The following is a 26,733-nucleotide window of genomic DNA, read 5'->3' on the forward strand; positions in this document are numbered from 1 at the left end:
GATCAGGGAAACGCCAGTTGCTGTGGTGTGATGGAGGCGATGTAGGCCCGCCAGCCGCCCAGCGGCGTGATGTCGGTCGCGCCCTGCAGCGCCAGGGGCTCACACAGGAAGCCCTGCACACTGCCGCCGTCGGCCAATTGCAGCGTGCCGATGGACAGCGGTGAGGGCACCAGTGCGACGAAGCTGCCGTAGTGCGCCAGCGGCATGTCCCACACCTCGATCTCGATCGCTTCGCCTTCGTCGGGCGCCACGCGCAGCAGGCCGGGCTTGGGCGGCGTGGTGTTGGGCAGTGCGTACAGCCGGTACAGCGCGGCGGTGTGGGTGCGGGCCACCAGGGTGGCGCCGCGTTCGGTGAGCTGGCTGTTGAGCGGCATGCCGGAGAGGTGGGCGCCCACCACCGCCACGCGCACGCTGGGCGAGGGAGCGGTCTTCAACCCGGGAATGGTCTGCATCGGTGGCAACGGCACGCCGGTGGCCCCTTGCGGCAGGCCGGTGGCGTGGTGGAAGCGCTGGCCCAGTTCGGCCAGTTGCCAGTCGCTGCCGCAGCGGCCGATCAGCGTGATGCCGAATGGCAGGCCATCGGCACGCAGGCTGCCGGGCACCGACAGGGCGGCGTAGTCGAGCAGGTTGACGAAGTTGGTGTAGGCGCCCAGGTTGCGGTTGAGCGCCACGGGGTCGGCCTGCATGGCCTCGATGGTGTAGTGCGTGGGGGCGGTGGGCACCACCAGCAGGTCGATGCCTTCCCACATGGTGTTGGCCCGCTGTGCCAGTGCAGCCAGCTGCGTCTGGGCCACAAACAGGTCGGCGGCGCTGTGCTGCTTGCCCGATGCCAGGATGCTCCGCACGGGTTCAATGAGGGCGTCTTCGTGCGTGTCGACGAAGTCGCGCACGGCGGCGTAGCGTTCCGCCACCAGCGCGCTGCCGTAGAGCATGTCGGCGCATTCGGCCAAAGGGGCGTAGTCGATGGTCACGGCCTCGCCGCCCATGGCCGCCAGTTGCACCACCGCCTGGTCGAAGGCGGCTTTTGCGGCATCGTCGCCAAAGAAGCCGAGGGTGTCGGGCACGCCGAAGCGGAACCGCTGTCCCAGAGGCTCTGTGATCATGGGCAGGCTGCGCGAGTATGGGTCGGCCGGGTCGTGCGCCATGGTCACCGCCAGCACCTGGGCCGCGCGCGCCACCGTGGTGGCAAAAATGGACACACAGTCCACCGACTGCGCGGCCGGTACCACGCCGCGCGCGCTGATGAGGCCGCGCGAGGGCTTCAGCCCCACGATGTTGTTCAGCCCGGCCGGCACACGGCCAGAACCGGCGGTGTCGGTGCCCAGGGCGAAGTCGACCTGGCCGGTGGCCACCGCATAGGCAGAGCCCGAGCTGGAGCCGCCCGATACGTACAGGGGGTTGATGGCATTGGGCACCGCACCATATGGCGAGCGCGTGCCGTTCAGACCACAGGCGAACTGGTCGAGGTTGGTCTTGCCGACCAGCGATGCACCAGCATCGAGCAAAAGATGCACCGTTTTGGCGTGTGCGCCGGCGGTGTAGGCGAACGCCGGGCAGGCGGCGGTGGTGGGCCAGCCGGCGACGTCGATGTTGTCCTTGACGGCGAAGCGCAGGCCCGCGAGGGGGCCGGTTGCCGCGCCTGCCAGAGGTTCGTCAGGGCGATGGATCCAGGCCTGGGGCGCCAGCGCAGGGGCTGCGGCCCCGGCGGGCACAGGCAGGGTCGCGCCAGAAAGTGTCGCTTCGGTAGGGATTGTTTCTTGCACCATGTTCAAGCATTCCATCTTGGATACAAGAACACATGCAAGTTGAGTGCCAGCATGCGACCTCCCTTTGATGCGGTGTTGGCCGCCACTGGTCGGATGGGCTCCGCCCGAGATTTGGGTAATGTTCCCCTTTTCCGTCAAGTTGTTGCGCAGGCTGCCGATCCGCAGTTGTCCGAAAAAACTTTTCAGGTGAGGTGTCCATGTTTCAGCTTTCGCGGCGGCCCATTCGCACGCAGTTGTCGGCCTTGCTGGCGGTTGCCGTTCTGTTCCTGGCCTGCGTGGCAGGTGTCGGTGCCTGGGGCCTGATGCACAGTGCCGAGATGGCCCGGCAGAGCCACGACATCAATGTGCCGCGCCAGCGGGTCGCCAACGAGCTGATCCAGGCCGTCAACGCCCGTGCGGTGGCCGCGCGCAACCTGACGCTGGCCACGAGCCCCGAGGTGAGTGGCCAGGAGCTGTCCCGGGTCAAACAGGCCCACGAGGCCACGCAGACCGCGCTGGCGCAACTCCAGCAGCTCGTCGTGAACGGCGGGCCGGATGAAAAGCGGCTGGTGGATGCGGTGGTGGCGGCCGAAGCCGACTACGGCCCGGTGGCCCTGAACATCACGCAGATCGCGGCCGGTGGCGACATGAACCAGGCCGCTGCCCTGATCATCGAGAAGTGCCGGCCTTTGCTGGAGCGCCTGGAGGGCGCCGTGGCCGCCTTGCTGTTGTTCGAGGCCGAGCACGCGGAGCAGGACCACCAAGTCCTGCTGGCCGGTACGCAACAGGCCATGGGATGGGTGGCGGCCCTGGGGCTGGCGGCCATTCTGTCGCTGGCCTGGTTGGGCTATGCCATCACCCGGGGCTTGGTCGGCAGCAGCCAGGAGGCGCTGCGGGCCGTGGAACAGATGGCTGCGGGCAATATGTCGCTGCGCCTGCAGGCCCAGGGAGAGAGCGAACCGCAGCGAGTGTTGCGCTCGCTTGACACCATGGCCGCTCGCCTGCGCGAGGTGCTTGGCACCGTGCGACAGGCGTCCGACCAGATCGCCACCGCCAGCAACGAGGTGGCCAAAGGCTCGCAGGACCTGTCCAACCGCACCGAACAGGCGGCCAGCAGTCTGGAAGAGACCGCGGCCAGCATGGAAGAGATGACGACCGCGGTACAGCAGTCGAGTTCCTCAGCGACCCAGGCCAACCGGCTGGCCGGTGAGTCGGCCGACGTGGCCCGCCGCGGTGGCGAGGTGGTGGGCCAGGTGGTACAGACCATGGGTGACATCAGCCAGTCTTCCGGTCGCATCGGCGAGATCATTGGCGTGATTGACGGCATCGCCTTCCAGACCAACATCCTGGCGCTCAACGCCGCGGTGGAGGCGGCGCGTGCCGGCGAACAGGGTCGGGGCTTCGCCGTGGTGGCCGGCGAGGTGCGCGGGCTCGCCCAGCGCAGCGCACAGGCCGCCAAGGAAATCAAGCAACTGATCCAGGCCTCGAACGCCCAGGTGGAGGACGGCAGGCGCCTGGTTCAGGAGGCCGGTGGCACCATTGCCGAGGTGGTGGACAACGCCCGAAGGGTGAGCAGCATCGTGGGCGAGATCATGGCGGTCAGCGCCGAACAGGCCGGCGGCGTGGGCCAGATCAACGTGGCCGTGACCCAGCTGGACCAGATGACGCAGCAGAACGCCGCGCTGGTGGAGCAGACGTCGGCCGCAGCCGACAGCCTCAGGGAACAGGCGCGCCAGCTGGCCGCGGCGGTGGCGGTGTTCCGGTTCGAGTGAATTCCAGCGTGCTGCCATGCACGTTGCGTGCAGTTGACGGCCGCCTGCGCTCACACCGACGGGTGCGTTGCACAGGCACGCAATCGCACCCGCTGCGCTCGAGGATTGCGCTACGCCCGGGGCATGAATCCATCGGCTTCAATTCATCGGGTCAGGGCGGTCCAGCGCGAACGTCAACCCAGCGCGGGTCTGAAGTCGTTCGATCAGCGTCATGCCCATGGCGGCACCGGGTGTCCAGACACCGCCCGGCGTCTGGTCGAGGTCGACCTGCTGGGCCAGGCACAAGGCGGTCTCGCTGATGAGTTTGCAGGTGGAACCGTAGCCGGGATCGCGGTCACCCGTCACGGTGGCGCTCAGCACCTTGTCGTCGTCGGTGCGGCCCACAAACTGCAGCTCGTAGTGCCCGTGTTCTCGTTGCTCCAGCGAAGGGCCTTCGCCCGGCTTGGGCAGGGCAAAGCGCCGGATCAGGGCGCGGGTGGGGGCGAAGCCGAGCATGGCGTTCTGCAGCCGGTGCTGACGGGCCAGCTTCCTGGCGCGGTGTTCGCCTTCACTGCCCTTGCCAGTGAGCGTGCGTTCGCTGTAGAGAAAACCGGTGCCCCAGGGGTGTCCAAGCAAAGCGTGGGTGCGGTGCACGTTCTTGGTGTTGATGGGCGCCATCACAAAGGGCGCGGTCCACGATTCGGCCAGGCTGTCCCAGGCGGCCCTCTCGTCGTCCGGCTGTGGCGGGCCGCGGAAGCCGGGCGTGAGGGCAAACGGATCCATCAGCGCGTGCGCCAGCTGCGGGTCCGTGCGCACCTGTTCCAGCGTGGCCAGCAGGCTTGCCGCCGTGCCGCCGGAGAACCCGCCTTTCATCACTTTCACGCGGCCGTGTACCCGGGTCAGGGGTTTGCCGAACTTCTGCAGAGCGTGGTGCTGGAGGTAGAGCACGCCCAGGTCGAAGGGGATGGAGTCGAAGCCGCAGGAGAAGACGATGCGCGCACCGCTGTTCTGCGCCGGGCCCTGCAGCAGCGGAATCATCTTCGCCATCCAGCCGGGCTCGCCGCAGAGATCCACGTAGTCGGTCCCCCCCAGCGCGCAGGCGTTGACCAGGGTCTGGCCGTGCAGCTGATACGGTCCCACAGTGGTGATCACCACCCGGGTTTGTGTCACCAGTTCATCCAGCGCGTCGGCGTCGGTTGCATCCACCACGCGCAAGGGCAGCTCGGCCGCGATGCCGAGTTCGTCGCGCAGGGCGGCCAGCTTGCGTGCACTGCGCCCGGCGATGGCCCATTTCACCGGGCCGCTGACGCCGTAGCTGTTGTGCAGGTACTCGACCACCAGCCGGCCGGTGAACCCGGTGGCGCCAAAAACAATGAGATCAAAAGGACGCTGGCGATGTGTGTGCATGGCTCATGTTCTCAGAAATTCTCTGTCCATTCTGTCCGCCGCAGCGCAGGAGGGGGGCGCGTCGGCCCATCGCGCAACCCTCTTGCGCCGTCGATCAGCCGTGGTAATGTCGCCCGATCATGCGCCGCGATGCCTTTCTGAAAACGCTGCTCCTGGGCGGCCTGCTGCACGCTTTGCCCGTGCGCGCCGCCGAGCTGCCGGTTCTCAAGCTCCTCATTCCCGCCAATCCCGGCGGGGGCTGGGACCTCACGGGCCGTGCGCTGGGCGAGGCGCTGGTCAGCTCGGGACAGGCCGCTTCGATGAGCTATGAGAACCGCGGCGGCGCGGCCGGTGCCATTGGCCTGGCCCAGTTTGCCAACGCCTACGGCGGCGACCCGCACGCACTGATGGTGATGGGGGCGGTCATGCTGGGCGGCATCATCACAGGCAAGCCGCCGGTGGGTTTGTCCAAGGTGCGGCCCATCGCCCGCCTGACCAACGAATACAACGTCTTCGTGTTGCCGACCCAGTCGCCCTTTGAGTCGATGCGGGAGGTGCTGGTGCAGTTTCGCAACGATCCGCGCAGCATCAAATGGGGTGGCGGCTCGCGCGGCTCCACCGAGCACGTGACGGTGCACATGCTGGCGCGCGCCATGGGCGTGGACGCCCGCCGCATCAACTATGTGCCGTTCCGGGGCGGGGGGGAGGCCGCAGCCGCCCTCATGGCGGGTTACCTCAGCGTCGGCGGCAGTGGTCTGAGCGAATTCCTGCCACACATCGCCAGCAACCGCATGCGTGCGGTGGCGCTCACCTCGCCCGAGCGTCTGCCCGGCCTGGACGTACCCACGCTGCGTGAAGTGGGTCAGGACGTGGTGATCGGCAACTGGCGCGGCGTCTGCGCGCCGATCGGTCTCACGGTCGAGCAGCGTGTGGCACTGATCGACCGGGTGCGCCTCGCGCTGGCCTCTCCCAGCTGGAACGCCTCGCTGGCTCAGCACCGTTGGATCTCGGAGCCCTTGCTGGGCGAGCCGTTCGAGGCCTTTGTGGCCGCGGAATTCGAGAGCATGCGCGCCGTGCTGGTCAAGGCCGGATTAGGTTGAGGACCACCCCCGCGCCGCGCTTCGCGCGTGCCTTGCAGGCTGCGGCCGCGGCCGCGCCAGAGTCGCAGCCACTTCGGGCTGTCCAAGCCTGCGCAGGCAGGCTTGGAGCCGCAGCCCTCAGACCCCTCAAGGGGGCACACCTTCGGACCGGCAGAGGCGGATCCTCGGCATCTCTGGACTGAGACATTTCGCTCCGGAGGTGTTTGAAAGCACCCCCGCCTCGCTGTGCGCCAGGCCCTCAAGACGCACGAACGGTCAGCCTCTGAGCGGCAACCACACCAGCACGTCCACGCCCCCGGGGTCGTCTGCCTGAGCCGCTCGGTTGCGCACGTCGATGCGGCCGTCGAGGGCGTCGACGATGCTGCGGCAGATGGCCAGACCGAGCCCGGCGCCCATCTGGCCGCCCATGGCAGCAAACGGCTGGAACAGGCGCTCGCGCTGGCTGTCTGAGATGGCCGGACCGTCGTTGCTCACGCGCAGCAAGCCCTGCGAAGAGGCGTCGACGTGCACCTTCACACTCAGGCGGCCGCCGCGCGGTGTGTGCTTGACGGCGTTGTGCAGCAGATTGCGTGTGAGTTCACTGAGCATCCATTCGTGGGCGCGTACCCAGGTGGGCTCGGTGTCGATGTCGAAGTCGATGCCCTTTTCGGCGATCAGCGGCGCCACATCGAGCGCCACTTCGCGCACCGCGGCATTCAGGCTGGTGGCGCTGGCCTGTGCCTGTTCGCGCAGCTGTTCCACCTTGGCCAGCGCCAGCATCTGGTTGGCCATGCGGGTGGCGCGGTCCACGGTGTGTTCAATCTCGTTCAGTGCGACTTCGGGTGGTTGATCGCCCCGCAGCGCCGATTGCACCTGCACCTTGAGCACCGCCAGGGGTGTGCGCAGCTGGTGAGAGGTGTCGCGCACAAACCGGCGCTGGTGTTCCAGCAGGTGGGCCAGCCGCGCCATGACTTGATTGGTGGCGTTGATCAGCGGCCACAGTTCGCGCGGGGCGCTTTCACTGTCGATGGGTGTGAGGTCGTTTTCCGGGCGCTGGCTCAAGTGGTCAGACAAGGTGCGCACCGGCAAGGTGGCGCGCTGGACAACCATGACCACCACGAAGGCGATCACCAGCACCAGCAAGCCCTGTCGCCACAAGGTGTTCACCAGCAACTGCCGGGCCAGGGTTTCGCGCAGCTCCAGCGTTTCGGCCACCTGGATCAGGGCAATGCCCTGGCCGCCAATGCTGGCCACCGGCTGCAGCAATGCGGCCACCCGCACCGGTTCTCCACGGTACTGGTCGTCGTAGAAGTCCACCAGAGCGGCATACGGTGTGTGCAGCGGCACCTTGCCCTGCCACTCGGGCAGGTCTTCGTAGCCTGACACCATGACGCCCCCCGGTGTCGATACCTTGTAGTACATGCGGCTCTGGTTGTCGGCCTCGAAGGCTTCCAGCGCCGCGTAGGGCACTCGGGCGATCAGGCGGACCCCGTCGTCCTCGCTCTTGACATCCAGCTGCTCGCTGATGGTTTTGGCCGAGGCCAGCAGCGTGCGGTCGTAGGCGGTGTTCGCAGCCTCCAGCGCTTCGCGATAGTGGCTGACCGAGTTGATGCCCACCAGGCCCAGGACCGGCAGCAGAATGCCCATCAGCAGGTAGCGGCGCAGCGACGTCCTGCGCGCCGGCGATTCGCCGGAGAGGGCGGGTGCCTCTTCCGCCAGTCTCATGGATGACCTGCGCCTTGCACCCGGAGCAAGTAGCCCAGGCCGCGCAAGGTCACCAGCTCCACGCCGGTGCCTGCGAGGCGTTTGCGCAGGCGGTAGGCCACCACCTCGATGGCTTCGTACTGCACGTCCTGCTCGCCCGGAAACACCAGCTCGAACAGGCGCTCCTTGGACACGGCCCGACCCGGACGGCCCATCAGCGCCTGCAGCAGCGCCAGCTCACGGGGCGGCAGGTCCAGCACCTGCGATCCCCAGTGCACCGCACCACTCTCGCGGTCCAGTTGCAGCGCGCCGATGGAAGGCATGTGGCTGTTGACCATGTCGCCCTCGCTGGCTGCCGGTGCGCTGCGACGCACCAGTGCGCGCAGCCGAGCCTCCATCTCATCGAGGTCAAAAGGCTTGGCCAGGTAGTCATCGGCACCGGTGTTCAGGCCGATGACACGGTCGCCCACCGTGCCCCTGGCCGTCAGGATGAGCACCGGCGTCTTCCAGCCGCGCTGGCGCGCCAGCGTGAGCACCTGCAGGCCGTCCATGTGGGGCAGGGTGAGGTCGAGCGCCACCACGTCGGGCTGGCAGGCCGCCCACTGATCCAGGGCCTCGCCGCCATCGCTGCAGGTGGCGATGTCGAATCCGCGCCGGGAAAGGCTGCGCACCAGCGTGGCTTGCAGGGTGGGGTCGTCTTCAATCAGCAGCAGTTTCATGAGCGACCTAGGGTCAACCCTAGGAATGTGGACAGGCGTTTGACAGTTAGGCGGACCACCATTGGCACGTGTCCGGCGGCTTCCAGCCTGTCGGCCATTAAATGGTTGAGGCCTTGCATTTTGCTGTCAAAGCCCGAGGCCATGTTCCCACCACCCGCCAAGCAATAGCGGGTTCACCCAGGAGACTTTCATGACACACATTTCCACTTTGGCCCGCTGGGCTGCTCCCGCCGGACTGTCCATGGCCGTGCTTTCCAGTCCGGCATGGGCTTTCCAGCCCGGCAGCACCGAGTGCATTGCGCCGGCTGGCGCAGGCGGCGGCTGGGATATGACCTGCCGCCTGGTGGGCAAGGCCCTGCAGGACCAGAAGCTCATTCCCGGCACCATGCAGGTGCTCAACAAGGCCGGCGGCGGCGGTGGCGCGGCATATGCCGAAGTGGTGAACAAGCGCAATTCCGAGAACAACCTCATCGTGGCGGCCTCCACGGCGACGGCCGCCCGCCTCGGCCAGAACGCCTACCCCGGCAACGACATGACGCAGGTGCGCTGGGTGGGGGCCGTGGGCGCCGACTACGGCATGATCGCGGTCGCTGCCGACTCGCCTTTCAACACCTTGCCGGAACTCATGGCCAAGGTGAAAGCCGATCCGACCTCGATCTCGTTCGCCGGCGGATCCGCTGTGGGCGGCTGGGACCACCTGAAAGTGCTGATCGCCGCGCAGAAGGCCGGTATCACCAACGTGCGCACGATCAAGTACGTGGCGTTTGACGGCGGCGGTGAGGCCGTGACCCAGTTGCTGGCCGGCAAGATCCAGGCCTTCACGGGCGATATCTCCGAAGCCAAGGGCTTCGTCGACGCCGGCAAGATCAAGGTGCTGGCCGTGCTGGCGCCCGAGCGTCTGGAGGGTGAATTTGCCAAGTTTCCGACCGCGCGCGAGCAGGGCTTGAACGCCGTGGGCGCCAACTGGCGCGGCTTCTATGCCCCCGGCAAGATGAGCGACGAGGCCTATGCATTCTGGGTCAAGAGCATCGGCACGGTGTACGACTCCAAGGAATGGAAGGACATCATGGCCAAGCAGGGCATGGCCCCGCTGAACCTGCGCGGCGAAGCCTTCGAGAAGTTCGTCAAGGAATCCGTGGGCGAGATCCAGGACTTGTCGAAAAAGATCGGCATCGTCAAGTAAGTGGTGACTGCCAGGGGCGGGCCGTGCCGCGCCCGTTCCCTGGCCTGCTGACGGTTGCATGGCAGCCGTCACCAGGCACCTTCCGTTTCCCAGGCACCTGATCGAGGGAGTGGTCATGAGCGACCGAATTTTTGCCGGCATCGTGTTGACGGTGTCGTTGCTGATGATGTGGGCCGCCACGCTCATCGAAGAGAGTTTCATCCAGGACCCGCTGGGCCCCAAGGCCTTTCCGCTGGTGATTGCCGGTGTGATGGCGATCTCGGCGGTGGTGATGTTCTTCAAGCCCGACAGCGAGCCCGAATGGCCCGGCCTGTACAAGGTGCTGGAACTGGTGGCCACCGTGGGCGTGTTCATCGCCTACGCGCAGATGCTGCCCATCGCCGGCTTTGTGGTTGCCACCATTTTTGCCGCCGCTTTTCTGGTGTGGCGCCTGGGCGGCCAGCCGCGTCAGGCGATCGTGGGGGGCTTCGCCATTGCGGTGGGCATCTACCTGGTCTTCCACTTCTTGCTGGGACTGAACCTGGCCAAAGGCCCCTGGGGTTTCTGAGCCCCACGAACAGGAATTCGACATGGAAAGTCTCAACCTTCTTGCCGATGGCTTTGCCGTCGCGCTGACCTGGCAAAACCTGCTGCTGGCCTTCGTGGGATGTCTTCTGGGCACCATGATCGGCGCGCTGCCGGGCCTGGGCCCGTCCAACGGCGTGGCCATCCTGATTCCCGTGGTGTTCAGCATGGGGCTGGGCGCCACGCCCGCACTCATCCTGCTCACCAGCGTGTATTACGGCGCCATGTACGGTGGGCGCATCTCGTCCATCCTGCTCAACATCCCGGGGGACGAACCGGCGCTCATGACCACGCTCGACGGCTACCCCATGGCGCGCCAGGGCAAGGCCGGTGAAGCGCTGGCCATCTCCGGCATTGCATCGTTCGTGGGCGCCTTCTTTGCCACCTGGGGCCTGGTGTTCCTGGCGCCTCAGCTTGTGAACGTGGCCCTGCTGTTCGGCCCGGCCGAGTACTTCGCCATGTTCACCCTGGCCTTTGCCACGCTGGGCGGCGTCACCAGTTCCAACCAGGCCAAGGCGGCGTTTGCTGCGGCCATTGGCCTGGCACTGGCCTTCGTGGGGGTGGACGGGCAGACCGGCGTGCCACGCTTCACGGGTGGCAATGTGCACTTCTACGACGGCATTGACTTCCTGATCGCCATCGTGGGCATGTTTGCCTTGTCTGAAGTGCTGGTGTTCATCGAAGAGCGTGGCAAGGCCCACAGCCACAGCACCCAACCGGTGACCGAACTGGGCCGCGTCACGCCGCCGTGGTCCATGCTCAAGCAGACCAGTGGTTCCATGGGGCGCGGCACGGTGCTGGGGTTCATCGCCGGTGTGTTGCCGGGTGCAGGTGCCTCGCTGGGCTCTTTCCTGGCCTACACACTCGAGAAGAAATGGCTGGGCAAAAAGGGCAATTTCGGCAAGGGTGATCCGCGCGGTGTGGCTGCACCTGAAGCCGGCAACAACGCCGCTGCCGGTGGCGCCCTGGTGCCCATGCTGGCGCTGGGTGTGCCCGGCTCCGGCACCACGGCCGTGCTGCTGGCCATGCTGCTGGCGCTCGACATCACGCCCGGGCCGCTGCTGTTCACCAACAACCCCGATGTGGTCTGGGGGCTGATCGCTGCGCTGTTCATCGGCAACATCATGCTGCTGTTGCTGAACATCCCCATGGTGGGCATGTTCACCCGCGTGCTGCGCGTGCCACCGTACTACCTGATGCCGGCCGTGGCCATGATTTCGTTCATCGGCATCTACGCGCTGACCAACTCGACCTTCGATCTGATGCTGATGATCGGCTTCGGTGCGCTGGGCTGGGTGTTTCGCAAGCTCAACATTCCCATGGTGCCGGTGATCCTGGGCGTGCTGCTGGGCGAGTTGATGGAGAAGAACCTGCGCCGTGCGCTCACCATCTCCGATGGGGATCTGTCCATCCTGTATGGATCACCGCTGGCGGTCGGTTTCCTCACGGTGGCGGTGGTCGGCTTTGTGGCGCCCATTTTTGTGAGCCGTTATGTGAACTTCAAGAAGATCAAGGCGGAGACGCACAACGACGGCACGTCGGACTGATCTTCCAGGCGATGCAGGTCCGCCAGAAAAGGCGGGCAGGGGCGGCAGGTGCGGCGACAATGGTCGACGGCCTGTCGCTTTTTTTTGCATGAACGCATCTCACCCCAGCACCGGGCGCTCGCCCCGTTGAACTGAAGGAGGCACATAAGTGAACCCACCACTCGGCTCGCCCCGTCGGCGCCATCTCCTGCTTGCGGCCAGCGCGGCGCCTGTCGGCTTGCTCGCCGCCGGTGCGGCCGGGTGTTCGCAGGCGCCAGCCAATGATCGGCGGCTGGTCTTCACGACCCTGGATCAGGCGCTGGGCGAGCTGGATCGCCTGACGCAGCCCGAAGCGTTGCCACCCGCAACCGTGTGGGGCTGGGGGCAGACCTTGGCACACTGTGCGCAGAGCGTCGAGTACTCGATGACCGGTTTCCCGCAGGCCAAGTCCCAGGTGTTCCAGCGCACGGTGGGCACGGCTGCGTTCAAGGTGTTCGCCTGGCGCGGTCGAATGACGCACGATCTCGGTGAACCCATCCCGGGTGCGCCTTCGCTGGACGCGAGCAACACCGAAGAAGCCATGGACCGCTTGAAGCGGGCGGTGCGGGCATTCACCCAATGGAATGCACCGCTTCGACCCCACTTCGCCTACGGCGAGCTGAGCAAGTCCGAGTACGAGCAAGCGCATGCCATGCACCTGGCGAATCACTTCTCCGCGTTCCGGCAGAAGACCTGACTTGTGAATCACGCGGGGACGTTCAGCCACCCACCTCAACCAGGCCCCGTCTTTCGCTATGCTTGCTGCCTCGACCGCCGCTGATCACCACCCGCACGCTCTCCCACACCATGTCCCCTAAGCCCAACAAAGTCGAACTGGTACTGGAAAAACTCATCTTCTCCAGCCGCTGGATTCTGGTGCCGTTTTTTCTCGGCCTCATCGTCAGCATGCTGGTGCTGCTGATCAAGTTCTTCAAGGAGATGGGGCTGCTGATTCAGGGCGCGCTGGGCATCATCGAGCACGACACGGTCATTTCCATCCTGACGCTGGTGGACACGGCGCTGATTGCGGTGCTGCTGCTGATCATCGTGTTCAGCGCCTACGAGAACTTTGTCTCGAAGCTGAGCATCGGCGACCACGAAGACCGGCCGGCCTGGATGGGCAAAGTGGGCTTCTCGGACCTGAAGATGAAGCTGATCGGCGCCATCGTGGCCATTTCAGCGGTGGAGCTGCTCAAGGCCTTTCTGGTCAGCACCACGCTCACGGGTGAGCAGCTGGGCTGGAAGATCGCGATCCACCTGACCTTCGTCGTTTCGGGTCTGTTGTTCGCTCTGGCTGACTGGATTTCCGACCAGCGCAAGTAGGTACCCACTCGCCTTGCGGATGAGTCACTCTCAGCGCCGCCCTTGCGCGAGGCGGCGCACATTTGAATATTCGCCCCCGGTTGGCCCATCCATTTCCAGCAACCGGGTGGCGTTGCATTGATTCACCACCTCCTGCGCTCGCCGCTGATCGTGCCGCTGGATCATCAGATCAGCCAGCCGGCGCATCAGCGGCTCCGAGGCAGGATCGGTATCAAAAAGAACTTCCATCAGGGTCAACTCTGCCTCGGCGTCGCCCAGTTCCTGAGCGATCTGTTGTGCTGCCTGGGCCACCCGACGGCGCCACCGCGCGCGCGCCAGCCGAACCCAGGGCGCGTCGTCACCGGCCAGAAAACACCCGCGCGCCAGGGCGCACAGTGCTTTTGCTCTGGTGGCGGCTGTGCCTTCTGCGTGCTCCATCAAGACAGACAAGGCGCCCAGATCGGTCCACACCCGGTCTGCTTCCAGTGCCAGCTTGCCGCCCTCCAGCCGCAGCGTCTGCTCATCGCCCATCAGCTTGCGCAATCGGTGCAGCGTCACGTCGAACAGCTTGCGGTCGTCGCTGCTTTGGGACTCTGGCCAGAGCCAGTCGATGGCGGTCTGCACCGGCAGCGGGGCGGGTGCCATGCACACCAGGGCGCGCAACAGATCCATGGGGCGCTGGGCGTTGGCGCTTGACGCGCCTTCGGTGTGTGGTGCGCTGGTGCTCAGCGTCAGCACGCCCAAAGCTTGCACCCGAACGGGCCACGGCCAGGCGGTATGGGCCGCAGGGCTGCAACGCGGGCTCAACCGGCGCCGCACGATCAGCTCGCGCACGTAGGCGGGTTCCACGTCCAGGCTCAGGGCACGCATCGCCAGCCGCGAGAGGTTGTTGGGCATCAACCCGCCCCAGGCCCAGTGGCCATGTTGCCTTGCATAGCCGATGGCTACCTGCAGCAGACTCCGCAGCCTTGACTCATCCTCTGCCCCCAGTTCGGCCACGATGGCGCGCTGCATGTGGCAGGCCACCAGCGCGGTCACGCTGTTCAGGCGCCGGCCCACAGCAAGCGCCTCCTCGGCCTGCAGGCGCGCGGCCTCAAAATCGCCTGCCATCGCCCTCAGTTCGGCCAGCAGCCCCTGCCCAATGGCTTCAAAAAAAGCGAAGCGGTGGCGCTGGGCGTTGTCCACCGAACGTTCCAGCAGATGCAAGGCTTCGGGCAGCCGGCCGGCCAGGGCCGCTCGCCAGCCTGCAAGAAAGTCGTACTGCGCCCCGTCGATCCGCCCCAACGCAGGCAGACGGGGTTCCAGCGACTGCAGTTGCTGATCCAGTGCGGCCAGGTCGCCGCGCACGCCGTGCACGTAAGCGCTTTGAAACGCGATCTGGTGGTCCATGGCGTGGGCACCTGTTTCGTGTGCCAGGGCGGCATAGCGTTGCAGGCACTGCAGCGCGTCTTCGGTCTGCCCCCCGATCCAATGCTGGATCGCGTCGGGCAGCATGGCCACCAGGCGGTGAAAGGGCGAGAGCCGCTCGTCGTCCAGCAGCGGGCGCAATGCCAGCATGTGCGCCCGCAAGCTTCCCATGCCGGTCATGGACGCGTGGTAGAGCCCCAGCAAGCCGCCCACCGCCAAGCGGTCGTTGCGTCGGGGCGCCAGCCGGTACAGCCGCTTCACGTTGCGCAACCAGGCTGCGAACTCGGGCGTCTGGGGATCGGAAAAAAACACGGCAGAAAACCCATAGACCCACACCTGGGCGCGCAAGACGAACGTGGGAGCCGGCCCCCGACGGCGGCGAAGTTCACGCAGGCGGTGCAGCCAGGTCTCCAGCACGCGGAAGTCGTCGCAGGCAAAGGTGTTGGCCTCCACCGCGCCGCACCAGCTCCGGTACAGGCCTTCGGTGTTTTCTTCTGCCGTGAAGCCCTGGTAGGCGTGCTCGAACTCGCGGGCACTGGCGCGCACATCCTGCGCCAGCAATGCGCTCGCATGCCAGTAGCGAACCCAGGGCTTGCGGTCGTGCTCAGGCAGAGCCTTCACCCAAGCCATGAGCGTGAGAAAGCGCCCCTCGCGCAACAGGCGCGGGCCTTCCTTCTGCACCAGAGCCTCCAGCCCGGGAAAATCCCCCGTGGCCATGAACAGACTCGCCGCAGCCTCGGGCAGACCCTCTTCTTGAACCTTCCGCGCCAGCGCCCGGAGATGGGCGCCCAATTGCTCCTGGCCCCAGACCTCAAGCGAGCGCTGGCGAAGAAACTCGCGCAGCAGGCGGTGGTAGCGCCACAAGGGTTCGCGGCCCGTGTCCACGCTCAGCAACAGTGAACGGCGGGAAAGCTCGGCGATGGCCCGAGCCACATCCACCTGCGGCAGCGCCTCGCGCATCAGCCTGGCCGACACCTGAGGCAGCCATGCGCTGGTCAGCATGAAGGCTTGCAGTTCGCTTGGCAGCCGCTCGAACAGCTCCGCCGACAGAAAGCCGAATACCGTGCTGGCCGTACCGCTGGGCACCACTTGAGGCAGGCTGCTGGGCTCGCGCCGGTCGATGGCCAGGGCAAATGTGAGTGCCCCGACCCAGCCTTCGCACCATTGGTGCCAGTGCGCAGCCTGCTTGTCCAGGTTGCGCTTCGCCGCTGAAGGATGCAAGGCCAGCAAGGAGCGGACTTCATCGCCGCTCAGTGCCAGATCGGAAAAGTCCAGCGTGGCCAGACGGCCCCGCACCCGTGCCGCATCGAACGGGGGCGGTGGGGCATGGCGGCTCAACACCCAGATGGCCGCACCCTGGGGCAGTTCGTCCAGCGCCAGCGCCAGCGCAGACTGCAGCGGGCTGGTCTCTGCCATGCGGTGCCAGTCGTCGAGCACCAGCACAAAGCCTTGGGGCAACCGGGCCGCCAGCGCACGAAACCAGGCACGGGCAAAGTCGTCCAGCCCTGCGACCACCTCACGGCTGTAGACGGGCAGCGGTGGTGTGCCGCGCCGCGCTGGCCAGCTGGCTGCAGCCTGGGCCAGGAAGTAAAAGAAGCTGCCCGGATCGGCGTCGCCCGAATCCAGCTGCAACCAGCAGGCGGGTCGCTGCAACGCCCGGAGCGCAGTGGCCGCCAGCACGGTCTTGCCACTCGCGGCCGGGCTGGCCACCCAAAGCCCGGCGGGCGCCGCCGCCATGCGCTGCAGCAGGTGCGGCCTGATCAGCGTGCTGGGCAACGGCGTGGGCGCCGTGAGCTTGGCCAGCGGAGCGGGCGTGTTCCTTCTCTGGGCCATGGCAGTGACCGGGTGTGGGTGGAATGGAGAGAAGAGTGCCATTCGGTTCTAACGCAGATCGCGCGCGAACGGCCCCTGAATGTTGGTCATGTGTCCCCTGGCTTGATGAGCAAAGCGCCCGATCTGTAGGAAGGCTGTAGGGCTTCCCCAAACACACTGGTTTCCAGACACACCGGGCGAAAAACCCGTCTGCCTCATGACGGTGTCTGGTCTCACCACGTTTCTTTGCGCTTGTTCTGGAGGTTCACCATGACTCGTTTCGCTCTTTCCATCTTGACGATCCTGTGGCTGGTCATCGGCGTTGCGCGCGCTGATGATCTGCACTACGAAGGCATCTGGGTCGACGGAGAGGCGACCAGCCTCCACACCGCGCCGCTCTCGCTTCAGTCCTTTCAGAAGACCGGGCAGGAGCTGGCGGAAAGCGGCCTTGTGCTCATCGACTTGGAAACCGGTATCCGCAACGGCCAGCGGCTTTACGCCGGCCTTTGGACACGGGGCACTGGTTCCACCATCTTCGAGGGCCCGATGGGACCGATCCCGTTTCGCGAGGCCATGACGCGCCGAAGTGCGCAGGGGTTGCGGCTGGTCGACTTCGAAATCTTCCGGATCGCCAACGGCGGTCGCCGCTACGTTGGCGTCTGGCGGCCAGGCTCCGGTGAGCAGATACTCACCGGGCCCATGGAGCAAGATGCCTTTCTGGCCCGTGGCACGCGCCTCACCAACGACGGCTTGCGTCTGGTGGATGTGGAGGTGGAGCGGGTGGGCGGGCGGCTTTTGTACAGCGGCCTGTTCAGGACAGGCGCCGGGAGCAACATTCTGACCACGCCGATGCCGCTGGCCCAGTTCCGTGCATCGCTGGCCCAAAGACACAATGAAGGACTGGAGCTGGTCGACATGGAACGCATTGACGCCGGCCGCAGCGTGGTGGGTGTGTTTCGCAGCGGCAACGCGCTGGCAGAGATCACCAGCCCCCGCAGATTCGCCGCGCAGTTTGCCCTGGCCCAGTCCCAGTTCAACAACCGCAAACGCGCCATCAGCTTCGAGTTCGTGAGCGTGGCAACGCCGACCCCGGGCTCAGGCGGAGCAGACCCTCACCACCCGCCCCCCATGCCCGACAACCCGGCCCATGTGGACTTCACGGATGGGCAGATCCTGCGCCTTGAATTCCAGGAGCAGATCAACGAAGTGCCCTTCCGGCTCACCCTGCCGAGCTTTGCACTGCCCGATTGGCTGCCCCGCACGGAAGACGGCACGCCCATCTTGCCCGACGACGCCTGCGGCCTGCTGGTTCGCAAGGCCGACTCGATCTTCTGGCAAGTGCCGGGAAACCCTCAGGTCACGACGCCGCCGTTCAACGCGATAGAAGACGTGTCCGATCTGGGCTCTGAGTTCCACCTGGGGGGCGTTCACTTTGCCGGACCCATGCTGGGCTGCGCAGACACGCAGAAGCCATGGGTGTTTCCGTTCCCCTTCACCACGCAGGGACCGTTCGAGCCCTTGCCCAACATGAGCCTGGCCATTCAGCTCGAACAGAATTCTGAAATCGATTTCATCAAGGACACTGGTCCAAGCCCGAAGCCGGTGGATGTGGACAAGCTGTTCAAGGACAACAGCGCAAAGAAGCTGAAAGACATGGTGAAGTTCTGGGATGCCCTGTTCAAGGAAGGCAAGGACATTGAGAAGTACTGCCCGACGGTCGGCAACTTCTGGAAGAAGCTGTGCTCGCAGTTTCCGGACTCGGACGAAGTCTGTTCAGAGGAGGTGGCTGCATTGCCGGACTGCTGAGATCCAGGCGCGGCCTGCTGTGCCGGAGGCGAGGCCATCATGGAAGAGTTGTCAGGCGGTGCACAATGGCATTGGTTTCCCCCTTCACGAGGTATGGGTCTCCGGCTGGCCGTGGCAAACACCGGTTGAGGCCATCAGGACCGAGAAGAAGGCCAGCACTGACAGCGTCTGGATCTCGGCCGAGGGCACATCCGAAGCGCTGGCCAAACCGATCAGGTCATGAGCGGGATGCATACGGCTCGACATACACATGGTTCTGGGTTGGCTCTCTGCTGTGCCGCTGGTGCTCTTGACGCTGCGCAGAATGCGTGGCTTCGCGGTTTCGCTGGCAGGTTCTGCGTATGGCGTTCTGTACTACGCCGCAATCAACGCCCTGGCCGTGCCCATCTACTTCGGTGACGAGTTGCCTTGGCGCCTGGGCTGGTCGGTGGTGGTTCCCAGTCTGGTCGTTCACCTCGTTTTTGGTGTGGCGGTTGCGCATACGGTGCGGTTTCTGCGACGCAAGACAGCCGCGGCCTAAAGCACCCCCGGTGGGGGCTTCATTCGCCTTCCCTGCCAGGTGCTGGGGTTTTGCGTTTCTGTTGTCGCCCTACGGGTTTCACCTCAATTTACATTACGGTTGTAACGTGAAACCATAGGTCTCATGACCCAACGCATCTTCCCCGACAAGGTGGCCCGGCGCACACAGGCGGACCGCAGCGAAACCACCCGGCATCAGCTGATCTCGGCCACCATTGACGTGGTGCGGGAGCGGTCCTTCCATGGCGCTTCGGTGGCCGAGGTGTCGAAATCGGCGGGCGTGACTCCCGGCGCCTTTCAGCACCACTTTGGCTCCAAGGCCGAGTTGATGATGGAGGTGGTGGAAGAAATCCTGCGAGGCGACGAGATCGGCACCATGCGCTGGCCGGACAGCAGCCGGCCGCTGCCCGAACGGGCCCGCACCACCATTGAGGGGCTGTGGCATGCGGTGTACGAACCCGACCGCTTCCTGGTGGCCTGGCAGGTGTACTTCGGCTGCGCCACGGACCCAGTGCTGCTCGAGCGCATGCGGCAGATGAGAGCCGGCGCGGGCAAGCTGATTGCCGATCGTTTCATGGAGACGTTTCCGGAGCTGGCCCGCCGTGCCGATGCCCAGACCCAGGTGAGCCTGATCCTGAGCGCGCTGCGGGGGCTGGGCCTGATACGCATGTTTGGTGACAACCCCCAGGCCGCCGGCCAGCTCGAAGCCCTGATCGATCTGCTGATGGAGCGGTGCCAGCCGCCGTCTTCGGGCATCCCTTTTCTTCGCAAAAGAAGGCCATCATGAAACCCACCTCCATCTCTTTCTCACACCCTCAAGTCATGGCCCGTCGCCGCACGGTGGGCATGGCACTGGCCGTCGCCGTACTCGCTGGCGCAGCCAGCTTGTCGGTCCCGGTACACGCAGCGGAATTCCCTGACCGGCCCATCACTCTGGTGGTCCCGTACCCGCCGGGCGGCGCCACCGACACGCTGGCCCGCATCCTGAACACCGCCCTGAGTCAACGCCTCGGTCAACCGGTCATCGTGGACAACAAGCCCGGCGCCGGCACCGCCATTGGCGCCACGGCGGTGGCCAGGGCTGAGCCCGACGGCCACACGCTGCTCATCAGCTCCAACACCACCTTCACCGTCAATGCCGCGCTCAAGCGCAGCCTGCCGTACGACCCGCTCAAGAGCTTCGAGGCCGTCGGGCTGATCGGTACCTCGCCGCTGGTGTTGCTGGCCCATCCGTCGGTGCAGGCGTCCAGCGTGAAAGAGCTGGTGGCGCTATTGAAGGCACAGCCTGGCAAATTGTCGTTCGGCTCTTTTGGTGTCGGCACCACAGCCCACCTGGCGGGCGAGATTTTCAAGGTCATGACCGGCACCGACTTGCTGCACGTGGCCTACCGGGGCAGTGCGCCCGCCATGACCGACCTCATCGGCGGCCAGATCCCGCTGACATTCGACACCACCGTAGCGGCCATGCCTCAGATCGCCGCCGGCAAGGTCAAGGCCCTGGCCGTGACCTCGCGCCAGCGCTCGCCGTCCATGCCCGACGTGCCCACCGTGGCCGAATCCGGCTACCCTGACTATGAGATGGTGCCCTGGGTGGTGGTGGTCGCGCCGCGTGGTCTGCCCCCTGCCGTGAGCAAGCGCCTGTCCGATGCGCTCAAGGCGGTGATCACCGATCCGGTCGTACGCGAAGCGTTACAAAAGACTGGCCTCGATGTGGCCTGGCAACCCGGTTCGGTCTATGACAATCAAGTCGCGCGGGAGCTGCCGCTGCTGCGCGCCTATGTTCACAAAGCCAACATTCCGGTGCAGTAATTGCGACACAAAGACCTGACCGCGCGTTCAGCGCTTGAACTTCGCCGGCTTATTGGCCGGCGCGAAATCTCCCCCGTCGAGCTGATGAAGGCGTGCATCGATCGCATCGAGGCGCTCAACCCCGGCGTCAACGCCATCGCCGCCACCGACTTCGACCGCTCGCTGGCTCAGGCTCGCGAGGCCGAAGCCCAGGTGATGCGCGGAGAGCCCTTGCCCCTGCTGCATGGCCTGCCTGTCGGGGTCAAAGACCTGCAACACACCGCCGGCCTGCTCACCACCTGTGGCAACGTGGGTCTGCGCGGCCATGTGCCCACCGAAGACACCGCCCTGGTGGCGCGGCTGCGCCATGCCGGCGCCATCATCACCGCCAAGACCAACGTGCCCGACATGGGTGCCGGCGGCAACACCCGCAACCCGGTCTGGGGCGCCACCGGCAATCCGTTTGACAACCAGCTCAATGCCGGTGGCTCGTCGGGCGGTTCGGCCGCAGCCCTGGCCACCGACATGCTGCCCCTGTGCACCGGGTCTGACACCGGGGGCTCACTGCGCATACCGGCGTCTCTCTGTGGCGTGGTGGGCTTGCGTCCCAGCCCGGGCCTGATCGCCAACGACCACCGCGCGCTGGGCTGGTCGGCCTTGTCGGTGCTGGGGCCCATGGCCCGCAGCGTGCAGGACACTGCCTTCTTCATGGCCGCCAGCGTGGGTTCGCACCCCTACGACCCCATCAGCCGCGACGTGTCGGGTGATGCCTACTGGCCACTGCCCGAAGTGGATCTGTCCAGCCTGCGCATCGGCGTGGTGGAGGACTTTGGCTTCTGCGCGGTGGAGCCAGACATTCGCAAGACCTTTCGCGATCGCGTGAAGCGCTTGACCGCGCAGGTGCACAGCTGCGAAACCATTGATCTGAGCCTCACCGATGACGCGCACCGCGCATTCGACATCCTGCGCTCGGAAGCCTTTCTGGCCGCCTATGGTGAAACCTACCAGACAGCGCCCGAAACGCTGGGGCCCAATGTGGTGGCCAACTTGGAAATGTCCGCCAGTTTTACCCTGGCGGACATCGCCTGGGCGCACCGGGAGCAGACCCGCATCGCGCGCCATTTTGCGCACGCCTTGTCGCGTTGCGACCTGATCGTGGCACCGGTCACACCGATGTCGCCTTTCCCCTGGACCCAGCTGTATGCGGAGCGTGTGGACGGCCAGACCATGCGCAACTACTACGAGTGGCTGTCGCTGACCTACGTGGTCACGCTGGCCACCAATCCCGCCATTGCCTTGCCTTGCGGGGTGGACGCGCGTGGCATGCCGTTTGGGCTCCAGGTGATTGGCCCCTTGCGCGGCGACGCGGCCCTGCTGGCCGCCGCGCAGGCCATGGAGCAGGCCTTCCAGGCCGACGCCGCCACGCGCCGGCCCCGGCCGGGCATTGAAGCCTTGCTCAAGGCGAACCCTGCGCTCACCCGGATGGTGACTGACCCGCCCTTGTACGCCACGGGTATCAGCAGAAGAAGGTAACTCCCCCCCTGCGCCGCTGACGCGGCTTCCCCCCTCTCTGGCGCGCCTATGGCGCTGGGATGGGGGACGCACCCTGTGGCCCGGCGAAGCCGGTTCCACGGGTGCCCTGGATCGCGACACTTCGCTCCGAAGGACTCCCGTACTCCCCGCTGCAAGCCCTGATTCTGTCCGCGACGCGACAGGCGGCCTTATTTTTACAAAGCATTTGCTTGCTGAAAATAAACTGGCCTGCTAAGGTGCGAAGCCATGAGCATCGTCACCGAATTGTCAGAACCCTCACTGCACGAGCCTGTGCGCCGCGCCAGGGGCAGACCCCGCAAAGCCGTGCACGAGCGCGATGACGGCAATCGCCGGCAGGAGTTGCTGCGAGTGGCGGCGCGGCTGTTTCGCCAGCAGGGTTTTGCTGCCACCAGCACGCGCGACATCGCCAGTGCCGCCGGCATGCGGTCCGGCTCGCCCTTCTACCACTTCGAAAACAAGGAAGCCCTGCTGGCCGCCGTGATGCAGGAGGGCATGCAAAGCGCGCTGCAGCGCCAGGCCGCGGCCATGGCTGCGGCCGTCGATCTTGCGGCGGCACAAGGCCACACGCTGAGTGCGCGCGAATGTTTTCGGGTGCTCGTTCGCAGCCATTTCGAGGTGCTGCTGGGCCCTGACAGCGACTTCATCCCTGTGATGCTCTACGAATGGCGATCGCTTTCTCCCGAGCAACGCGGCGAAGTCAACCGCCTCAAGGACGACTACGAGGCCGTCTGGGTGCCGGTGCTCAAGGCCTTGCATGCCAGTGGCGAATTGCAGGGTGAACCGGGGCTGGCGCGCATGATGTTGTTTGGCGCCTTGAACTGGTCGGCGCAGTGGTACGACCCGGCACGAGAGGCCACGCTGGACGACCTGACCCGGTCGGTGTTGCAGCTCTTTCTGAAAACGACGACCTGATCCCCCCTGCGCCGCTGTGCTGCGGGAGCTCTGGTTGACAACCCTGGAGAGACAAGATGAGCCTATCGAATTCACCTCATCAAGGATACCGATCGGTTTTTGCGCCAGGCCTGATGGCGGGTCGTGTGGTTGTCGTGACGGGCGGTGGCTCGGGCATTGGCCGCTGCACGGCGCACGAACTCGCCAGCCTGGGCGCGCACGTGGTGCTGGTGGGGCGCAACCTGCAGAAGCTGCAGGACGTCGCCGCCGAAATCGTGAGCGACGGTGGTCGCGTCAGTTTTCACAGCTGCGACATCCGCGGTGAAGCCGATGTCCAGGCGCTGGTCACGGCCATCGTGGTGGCGCACGGGCGCATCGACGGCCTGGTGAACAACGCGGGCGGCCAGTACATGACGCCTTTGGAGAAGATCAGCGCCAAGGGCTGGCAGGCGGTGATCGACACCAACCTCACCGGTGGGTTCCTGATGGCGCGCGAGTGTTATCTGCAAAGCATGGCGGCGCATGGCGGCGCCATCGTCAACATCGTGGCCGACATGTGGGGCTCCATGCCCGGCATGGGCCACAGTGGCGCTGCCCGCGCCGGCATGGTGAACTTCACCGAAACCGCGGCACTGGAATGGGCCAGACATGGCGTGCGCGTGAACGCGGTGGCGCCGGGTTACATCGCGTCCAGCGGTATGGACCACTACCCCGAAGAAGCCGGCCCGATGCTGCGCGAGATGCGCAACACTGTGCCGCTGGGGCGCTTCGGCAACGAAGCCGAAACCAGTGCGGCCGTGGTGTTCCTGCTTAGCCCGGCGGCCAGCTTCATCAGCGGCAGCGTGCTGCGGGTGGACGGCGCCCGGCCCCAGATGCGCATGGGCTGGCGCCAGGGGGTGGCGCCGGTGGAAGTGCAGGGGCGCGACGCGGTGAAGCCGTTTGAGGGGTTTCATCGGTACGTGGTGCCGAAAGTCTTTGCATGAGCTTCAGCACCGCCTTCAATCCCCACACCGAAGCTGCCCAGCAGCGCCGCGCCGCCATGCTGGACCGCATCGCCGAACTGCGCGCGCTCGAAGACCGTGCGGCCACGAAGTCGGCCCAATCAAAACCGGTGTTCGACAAGCGTGGCCAGTTGTTGCCGCGAGAGCGCATCGCGCTGCTGCTGGACCCTGGTGCCCGCTGGCTACCGCTGTGCACGATCGCTGGCTTCGGGCAGGACACGAAGGACCTTGACAAATCCGTCCCCGGCGGCGGGGTGGTGGCCGGCATCGGATTCATCAGCGGCGTGCGCTGCATGGTGGTGGCCAGTGATTCGGGCATCGAGGCCGGCGCCATCCAGGCGCGCGGGCTCGAAAAGATCCTGCGCGTGCAGGAACTGGCGCTGGACAACCAACTGCCGTTCGTGCACCTGGTGGAAAGCGCAGGCGCCAACCTCACCAAGTACAAGGTCGAAGGCTTCGTGCACGGCGGCGCGCTGTTCCGTAACCTGGCGCGGCATTCCGCGGCCGGCTTGCCGGTGATCACCGTGCAGCATGGGTCCGGCACGGCGGGCGGTGCCTACATGCCGGGCCTGAGTGATGTGGTGATCATGGTGCGCGGGCGATCAAGGGCCTTTCTGGCCGGGCCACCGTTGTTGATGGCGGCCACGGGCGAGGTGGCGAGCGAGGAAGAACTGGGTGGGGCCGAGATGCACACCAGTGTGTCTGGCCTGGGCGAGTACCTGGCCGAGGATGACCGCGAGGCGCTGGGCCTGGCGCGGCGGGTGGTGGCTACCCTCACCCCAACGCTCTCCCGCAAGCGGGAGTGGGAGCAGGACACACGGGTCAAGGAAGGGCATTCGCACCCTCTCCCGCGCGCGGGAGAGGGTGCCCGCGAACCCTCCCTCCCCACTGAAGACCTGCTCGCCCTCATGCCCTCCCACCATCGCGAACCCGTGGACATGCGCGAAGTCATGGCCCGCATCGTCGATGGGTCGGATCTGCTCGAATTCAAGCCTCTGTACGGCCCCGCCACGCTGTGCGTGCAGGCCCGCATCGGTGGCCATGCCGTTGGCCTCATCAGCAACAACGGCCCCATCGACGTGGCCGGTGCCAACAAGGCCACGCATTTCATCCAGTGGATGTGCCAGCTCGGTCATCCCATCGTCTACCTGCAGAACACCACCGGCTACATGGTGGGCAAGGACAGCGAGCAGGGCGGGATGATCAAGCATGGCAGCAAGATGATCCAGGCGGTGACCGGCGCCACCGTGCCGCAAATCACCATCCAGTGCGGCGCTTCATTTGGTGCCGGCAACTACGGCATGTGCGGCCGCGGCTTCAACCCACGCTTCCTGTTCAGCTGGCCCAACGCCCGCACCGCCGTGATGGGAGGCGAACAGGCCGCGCGCACCATGCGCATCGTGGCCGAAGCCGGCATGGCGCGCAAAGGCATCAAGCGCGACGAGGCACAAATGCAGCAGCAGTTCGACCAGATCGTCAATGTGTTCGAAAGCCAGGCCGATGCCTTCCACACCAGCGGCCTGGTGCTGGACGACGGCGTGATCGACCCGCGCGATACGCGCGCCGTGCTCGCGTTCTGCCTGGACACCTGTGCCGAAGCCGCACGACACCTGCCGCGACCGTTGCCATTCGGCGTGGCGCGCATGTAAGAGAAAGCCCAGGAGACAAACCATGCAGTTCACCCACGAACACCGCGAAATCCAGAAGACGCTCAAGCGCTACATCGACGAGCACATCAATCCCCATGTGGACGAGTGGGAGGCGGCCGAGATGATGCCGGCCCATGAGATCTTCAAAGGCTTGGGCAAGCTTGGCTTGCTGGGCTTGACCAAGCCTGAGGCCCATGGCGGTGCCGGGCTCGATTATTCGTACGGCATGGCCATGGCAGAAACGCTGGGCCACATCCACTGTGGTGGCGTGCCCATGGCCATCGGCGTGCAGACCGACATGGCCACGCCCGCGCTGGCCCGCTTTGGCAGCGAAGAGCTCAAGGCCCAGTTCCTGGCGCCTGCCGTCACCGGCGACGCCGTGGGCTGCATCGGCGTGAGTGAACCAGCCGCCGGCAGTGACGTGTCGGCCATCAAGAGCGTGGCCCGCAAGGACGGCGACGATTACGTGATCACCGGCCAGAAGATGTGGATCACCAACAGCCTGCAGGCCGACTGGATGTGCATGCTGGTCAACACCAGCGAGGGCCCCACGCACAAGAACAAGAGCCTGGTGATGGTGCCCATGCGCGAGAACGGCAAGCTCACCAAGGGCATCGAGGTGGCGCAGAAGATCCGCAAGATCGGCATGAACAGCAGCGACACCGGGCTGATCTATTTCGACGAAGTGCGCGTGCCCCAGCGCTACCGCATCGGTCAGGAGGGCGCCGGCTTCATTTACCAGATGCAGCAGTTCCAGGAAGAGCGCCTGTGGTGCGCCGCCAGCACGCTGCAAAGCCTCAGCAACTGCATCGAGTGGACGGTGGAGTGGGCGCAGGAACGCAAACTGTTCGGCGCCAGCCTGGCCGACCAGCAGTGGGTGCAGTTCAAGCTGGCCGAACTCAAGACCGAAATCGAATCCCTGCGGGCGCTGACTTACCTGGCATGTGAACGCTACATCGCCGGCGAAGACGTGACCGAATGGGCCACCATGGCCAAGCTCAAGGCTGGCCGCCTCAACCGCACCGTGCCAGACACCTGCCTGCAGTTCTGGGGGGGCATGGGCTTCACCTGGGAAAACAAGGTGTCCCGCATGTTCCGTGATGGGCGGCTGGCGTCGATTGGGGGTGGGGCGGATGAGGTGATGTTGGGGATATTGAGCAAGACCATGGGGATTGCGAAGAAGGTGCCACGATGAGTGCCTCGACCCTCACCCCAATCCTCTCCCGCAAGCGGGAGAGGGAGAAGGGGCTGGAATCCTCTCGCACTGGCATCAGCACGATTTCCCATGTCACACAACCGAAGGCCCGT

The 26,733-nt window shown here is 65.7% G+C and carries 22 protein-coding genes; 16 read left to right on the plus strand and 6 right to left on the minus strand.

The features are described from left to right. Positions 1-2: 2 nt before the first annotated feature. Positions 3-1,766, minus strand: coding sequence for an allophanate hydrolase (gene atzF, locus J2W49_RS13850; protein ID WP_310316998.1), 1,764 nt, complete (start codon positions 1,764-1,766; stop codon positions 3-5). A gap of 197 nt (positions 1,767-1,963) precedes the next feature. Here atzF and J2W49_RS13855 point away from each other — a divergent pair, with 197 nt between their 5' ends. Beyond that, a complete protein-coding gene (locus J2W49_RS13855) occupies positions 1,964-3,517 on the plus strand; it encodes a methyl-accepting chemotaxis protein (RefSeq protein WP_310317002.1) in 1,554 nt (517 codons plus the stop codon). A 138-nt stretch (positions 3,518-3,655) separates the two neighbouring features. On the opposite strand, the gene J2W49_RS13860 is transcribed toward J2W49_RS13855, so the two are convergent. Next, positions 3,656-4,903 (minus strand): saccharopine dehydrogenase family protein, encoded by a 1,248-nt coding sequence (locus J2W49_RS13860; protein ID WP_310317005.1) that lies wholly within the window; start codon positions 4,901-4,903, stop codon positions 3,656-3,658. A 119-nt stretch (positions 4,904-5,022) separates the two neighbouring features. Between J2W49_RS13860 and J2W49_RS13865 the strand changes: the two genes are divergently transcribed. Beyond that, the gene (locus J2W49_RS13865) at positions 5,023-5,982 is read left to right on the plus strand and encodes a Bug family tripartite tricarboxylate transporter substrate binding protein (RefSeq protein WP_310317007.1); all 960 of its coding nucleotides are present in this window, start codon (positions 5,023-5,025) and stop codon (positions 5,980-5,982) included. A 255-nt stretch (positions 5,983-6,237) separates the two neighbouring features. Here J2W49_RS13865 and J2W49_RS13870 read toward each other — a convergent pair whose 3' ends face one another. Together J2W49_RS13870 and J2W49_RS13875 are read right to left on the minus strand one after the other, a co-directional pair. Continuing rightward, on the minus strand, positions 6,238-7,686 hold the full coding sequence (locus J2W49_RS13870; RefSeq protein WP_310317010.1) for a sensor histidine kinase: 1,449 nt from the start codon (positions 7,684-7,686) through the stop codon (positions 6,238-6,240). Next, positions 7,683-8,384, minus strand: coding sequence for a response regulator (locus tag J2W49_RS13875; protein WP_310317014.1), 702 nt, complete (start codon positions 8,382-8,384; stop codon positions 7,683-7,685). The genes J2W49_RS13870 and J2W49_RS13875 overlap by 4 nt, the downstream gene beginning before the upstream one ends. A 190-nt stretch (positions 8,385-8,574) precedes the next feature. Here J2W49_RS13875 and J2W49_RS13880 point away from each other — a divergent pair, with 190 nt between their 5' ends. The 5 genes from J2W49_RS13880 (at position 8,575) to J2W49_RS13900 (ending at position 13,019) form a co-directional block, all read left to right on the plus strand. Next, complete coding sequence (locus J2W49_RS13880) at positions 8,575-9,567, plus strand: Bug family tripartite tricarboxylate transporter substrate binding protein (protein WP_310317017.1); 993 nt, start codon at positions 8,575-8,577, stop codon at positions 9,565-9,567. A 115-nt stretch (positions 9,568-9,682) separates the two neighbouring features. Continuing rightward, positions 9,683-10,114, plus strand: coding sequence for a tripartite tricarboxylate transporter TctB family protein (locus J2W49_RS13885; protein WP_310317020.1), 432 nt, complete (start codon positions 9,683-9,685; stop codon positions 10,112-10,114). A gap of 22 nt (positions 10,115-10,136) precedes the next feature. After that, positions 10,137-11,678 carry a tripartite tricarboxylate transporter permease gene (locus tag J2W49_RS13890; protein ID WP_310317022.1) on the plus strand — a complete coding sequence of 514 codons (1,542 nt, stop codon included), beginning with the start codon at positions 10,137-10,139 and terminating at the stop codon, positions 11,676-11,678. 148 nt (positions 11,679-11,826) lie between these two features. Then, positions 11,827-12,393 (plus strand): DUF1569 domain-containing protein, encoded by a 567-nt coding sequence (locus tag J2W49_RS13895; RefSeq protein WP_310317025.1) that lies wholly within the window; start codon positions 11,827-11,829, stop codon positions 12,391-12,393. A 110-nt stretch (positions 12,394-12,503) separates the two neighbouring features. Further along, positions 12,504-13,019, plus strand: coding sequence for a YqhA family protein (locus J2W49_RS13900; protein WP_310317028.1), 516 nt, complete (start codon positions 12,504-12,506; stop codon positions 13,017-13,019). Between the two features lie 30 nt (positions 13,020-13,049). On the opposite strand, the gene J2W49_RS13905 is transcribed toward J2W49_RS13900, so the two are convergent. Continuing rightward, the gene (locus J2W49_RS13905) at positions 13,050-16,238 is read right to left on the minus strand and encodes an AfsR/SARP family transcriptional regulator (protein ID WP_310317030.1); all 3,189 of its coding nucleotides are present in this window, start codon (positions 16,236-16,238) and stop codon (positions 13,050-13,052) included. Between the two features lie 249 nt (positions 16,239-16,487). Here J2W49_RS13905 and J2W49_RS13910 point away from each other — a divergent pair, with 249 nt between their 5' ends. After that, complete coding sequence (locus J2W49_RS13910; RefSeq protein WP_310317034.1) at positions 16,488-18,023, plus strand: hypothetical protein; 1,536 nt, start codon at positions 16,488-16,490, stop codon at positions 18,021-18,023. Positions 18,024-18,107: 84 nt separating this feature from the next. Here J2W49_RS13910 and J2W49_RS13915 read toward each other — a convergent pair whose 3' ends face one another. Beyond that, a complete protein-coding gene (locus J2W49_RS13915; protein ID WP_310317037.1) occupies positions 18,108-18,257 on the minus strand; it encodes a hypothetical protein in 150 nt (49 codons plus the stop codon). A gap of 16 nt (positions 18,258-18,273) precedes the next feature. On the opposite strand from J2W49_RS13915, the gene J2W49_RS13920 reads away from it, so the two are divergent. From J2W49_RS13920 to J2W49_RS13955, 8 genes are all read left to right on the plus strand, one after another. Further along, on the plus strand, positions 18,274-18,543 hold the full coding sequence (locus tag J2W49_RS13920; protein ID WP_310317039.1) for a hypothetical protein: 270 nt from the start codon (positions 18,274-18,276) through the stop codon (positions 18,541-18,543). 123 nt (positions 18,544-18,666) lie between these two features. Then, complete coding sequence (locus tag J2W49_RS13925; protein WP_310317041.1) at positions 18,667-19,329, plus strand: TetR/AcrR family transcriptional regulator; 663 nt, start codon at positions 18,667-18,669, stop codon at positions 19,327-19,329. Continuing rightward, positions 19,326-20,351 (plus strand): Bug family tripartite tricarboxylate transporter substrate binding protein, encoded by a 1,026-nt coding sequence (locus J2W49_RS13930; RefSeq protein ID WP_310317042.1) that lies wholly within the window; start codon positions 19,326-19,328, stop codon positions 20,349-20,351. The genes J2W49_RS13925 and J2W49_RS13930 overlap by 4 nt, the downstream gene beginning before the upstream one ends. After that, entirely contained in the window at positions 20,352-21,863 is a 1,512-nt protein-coding gene (locus tag J2W49_RS13935) for an amidase (protein WP_310317045.1), read from the plus strand. It abuts the gene before it with no gap. A 246-nt stretch (positions 21,864-22,109) separates the two neighbouring features. After that, complete coding sequence (locus J2W49_RS13940; protein WP_310317048.1) at positions 22,110-22,796, plus strand: TetR/AcrR family transcriptional regulator; 687 nt, start codon at positions 22,110-22,112, stop codon at positions 22,794-22,796. A gap of 56 nt (positions 22,797-22,852) precedes the next feature. After that, a complete protein-coding gene (locus J2W49_RS13945) occupies positions 22,853-23,758 on the plus strand; it encodes an SDR family oxidoreductase (RefSeq protein ID WP_310317051.1) in 906 nt (301 codons plus the stop codon). Further along, a complete protein-coding gene (locus J2W49_RS13950) occupies positions 23,755-25,425 on the plus strand; it encodes an acyl-CoA carboxylase subunit beta (RefSeq protein WP_310317054.1) in 1,671 nt (556 codons plus the stop codon). The genes J2W49_RS13945 and J2W49_RS13950 overlap by 4 nt, the downstream gene beginning before the upstream one ends. A 22-nt stretch (positions 25,426-25,447) precedes the next feature. Further along, complete coding sequence (locus tag J2W49_RS13955) at positions 25,448-26,620, plus strand: acyl-CoA dehydrogenase family protein (protein ID WP_310317057.1); 1,173 nt, start codon at positions 25,448-25,450, stop codon at positions 26,618-26,620. The last annotated feature ends 113 nt before the right edge of the window (positions 26,621-26,733 follow it).

The organism is Hydrogenophaga palleronii (genome assembly GCF_031457455.1).
Taxonomy (GTDB): Bacteria; Pseudomonadota; Gammaproteobacteria; order Burkholderiales; family Burkholderiaceae_C; genus Hydrogenophaga; species Hydrogenophaga palleronii_A.

Bases quoted from the DNA above. Each gene is read 5' to 3' on its own strand.
- J2W49_RS13880 (WP_310317017.1), top strand. From the start codon at position 8,575: ATGACACACATTTCCACTTTGGCCCGCTGGGCTGCTCCCGCCGGACTG.
- J2W49_RS13910 (WP_310317034.1), top strand. From the start codon at position 16,488: ATGACTCGTTTCGCTCTTTCCATCTTGACGATCCTGTGGCTGGTCATC.
- J2W49_RS13915 (WP_310317037.1), bottom strand. From the start codon at position 18,257: ATGCATCCCGCTCATGACCTGATCGGTTTGGCCAGCGCTTCGGATGTG.
- J2W49_RS13870 (WP_310317010.1), bottom strand. From the start codon at position 7,686: ATGAGACTGGCGGAAGAGGCACCCGCCCTCTCCGGCGAATCGCCGGCG.
- J2W49_RS13955 (WP_310317057.1), top strand. From the start codon at position 25,448: ATGCAGTTCACCCACGAACACCGCGAAATCCAGAAGACGCTCAAGCGC.
- J2W49_RS13900 (WP_310317028.1), top strand. From the start codon at position 12,504: ATGTCCCCTAAGCCCAACAAAGTCGAACTGGTACTGGAAAAACTCATC.
- J2W49_RS13855 (WP_310317002.1), top strand. From the start codon at position 1,964: ATGTTTCAGCTTTCGCGGCGGCCCATTCGCACGCAGTTGTCGGCCTTG.
- J2W49_RS13905 (WP_310317030.1), bottom strand. From the start codon at position 16,238: ATGGCCCAGAGAAGGAACACGCCCGCTCCGCTGGCCAAGCTCACGGCG.
- J2W49_RS13925 (WP_310317041.1), top strand. From the start codon at position 18,667: ATGACCCAACGCATCTTCCCCGACAAGGTGGCCCGGCGCACACAGGCG.
- J2W49_RS13885 (WP_310317020.1), top strand. From the start codon at position 9,683: ATGAGCGACCGAATTTTTGCCGGCATCGTGTTGACGGTGTCGTTGCTG.
- J2W49_RS13860 (WP_310317005.1), bottom strand. From the start codon at position 4,903: ATGCACACACATCGCCAGCGTCCTTTTGATCTCATTGTTTTTGGCGCC.
- J2W49_RS13865 (WP_310317007.1), top strand. From the start codon at position 5,023: ATGCGCCGCGATGCCTTTCTGAAAACGCTGCTCCTGGGCGGCCTGCTG.
- J2W49_RS13890 (WP_310317022.1), top strand. From the start codon at position 10,137: ATGGAAAGTCTCAACCTTCTTGCCGATGGCTTTGCCGTCGCGCTGACC.
- J2W49_RS13950 (WP_310317054.1), top strand. From the start codon at position 23,755: ATGAGCTTCAGCACCGCCTTCAATCCCCACACCGAAGCTGCCCAGCAG.
- atzF (WP_310316998.1), bottom strand. From the start codon at position 1,766: ATGGTGCAAGAAACAATCCCTACCGAAGCGACACTTTCTGGCGCGACC.
- J2W49_RS13875 (WP_310317014.1), bottom strand. From the start codon at position 8,384: ATGAAACTGCTGCTGATTGAAGACGACCCCACCCTGCAAGCCACGCTG.
- J2W49_RS13945 (WP_310317051.1), top strand. From the start codon at position 22,853: ATGAGCCTATCGAATTCACCTCATCAAGGATACCGATCGGTTTTTGCG.
- J2W49_RS13930 (WP_310317042.1), top strand. From the start codon at position 19,326: ATGAAACCCACCTCCATCTCTTTCTCACACCCTCAAGTCATGGCCCGT.
- J2W49_RS13920 (WP_310317039.1), top strand. From the start codon at position 18,274: ATGGTTCTGGGTTGGCTCTCTGCTGTGCCGCTGGTGCTCTTGACGCTG.
- J2W49_RS13940 (WP_310317048.1), top strand. From the start codon at position 22,110: ATGAGCATCGTCACCGAATTGTCAGAACCCTCACTGCACGAGCCTGTG.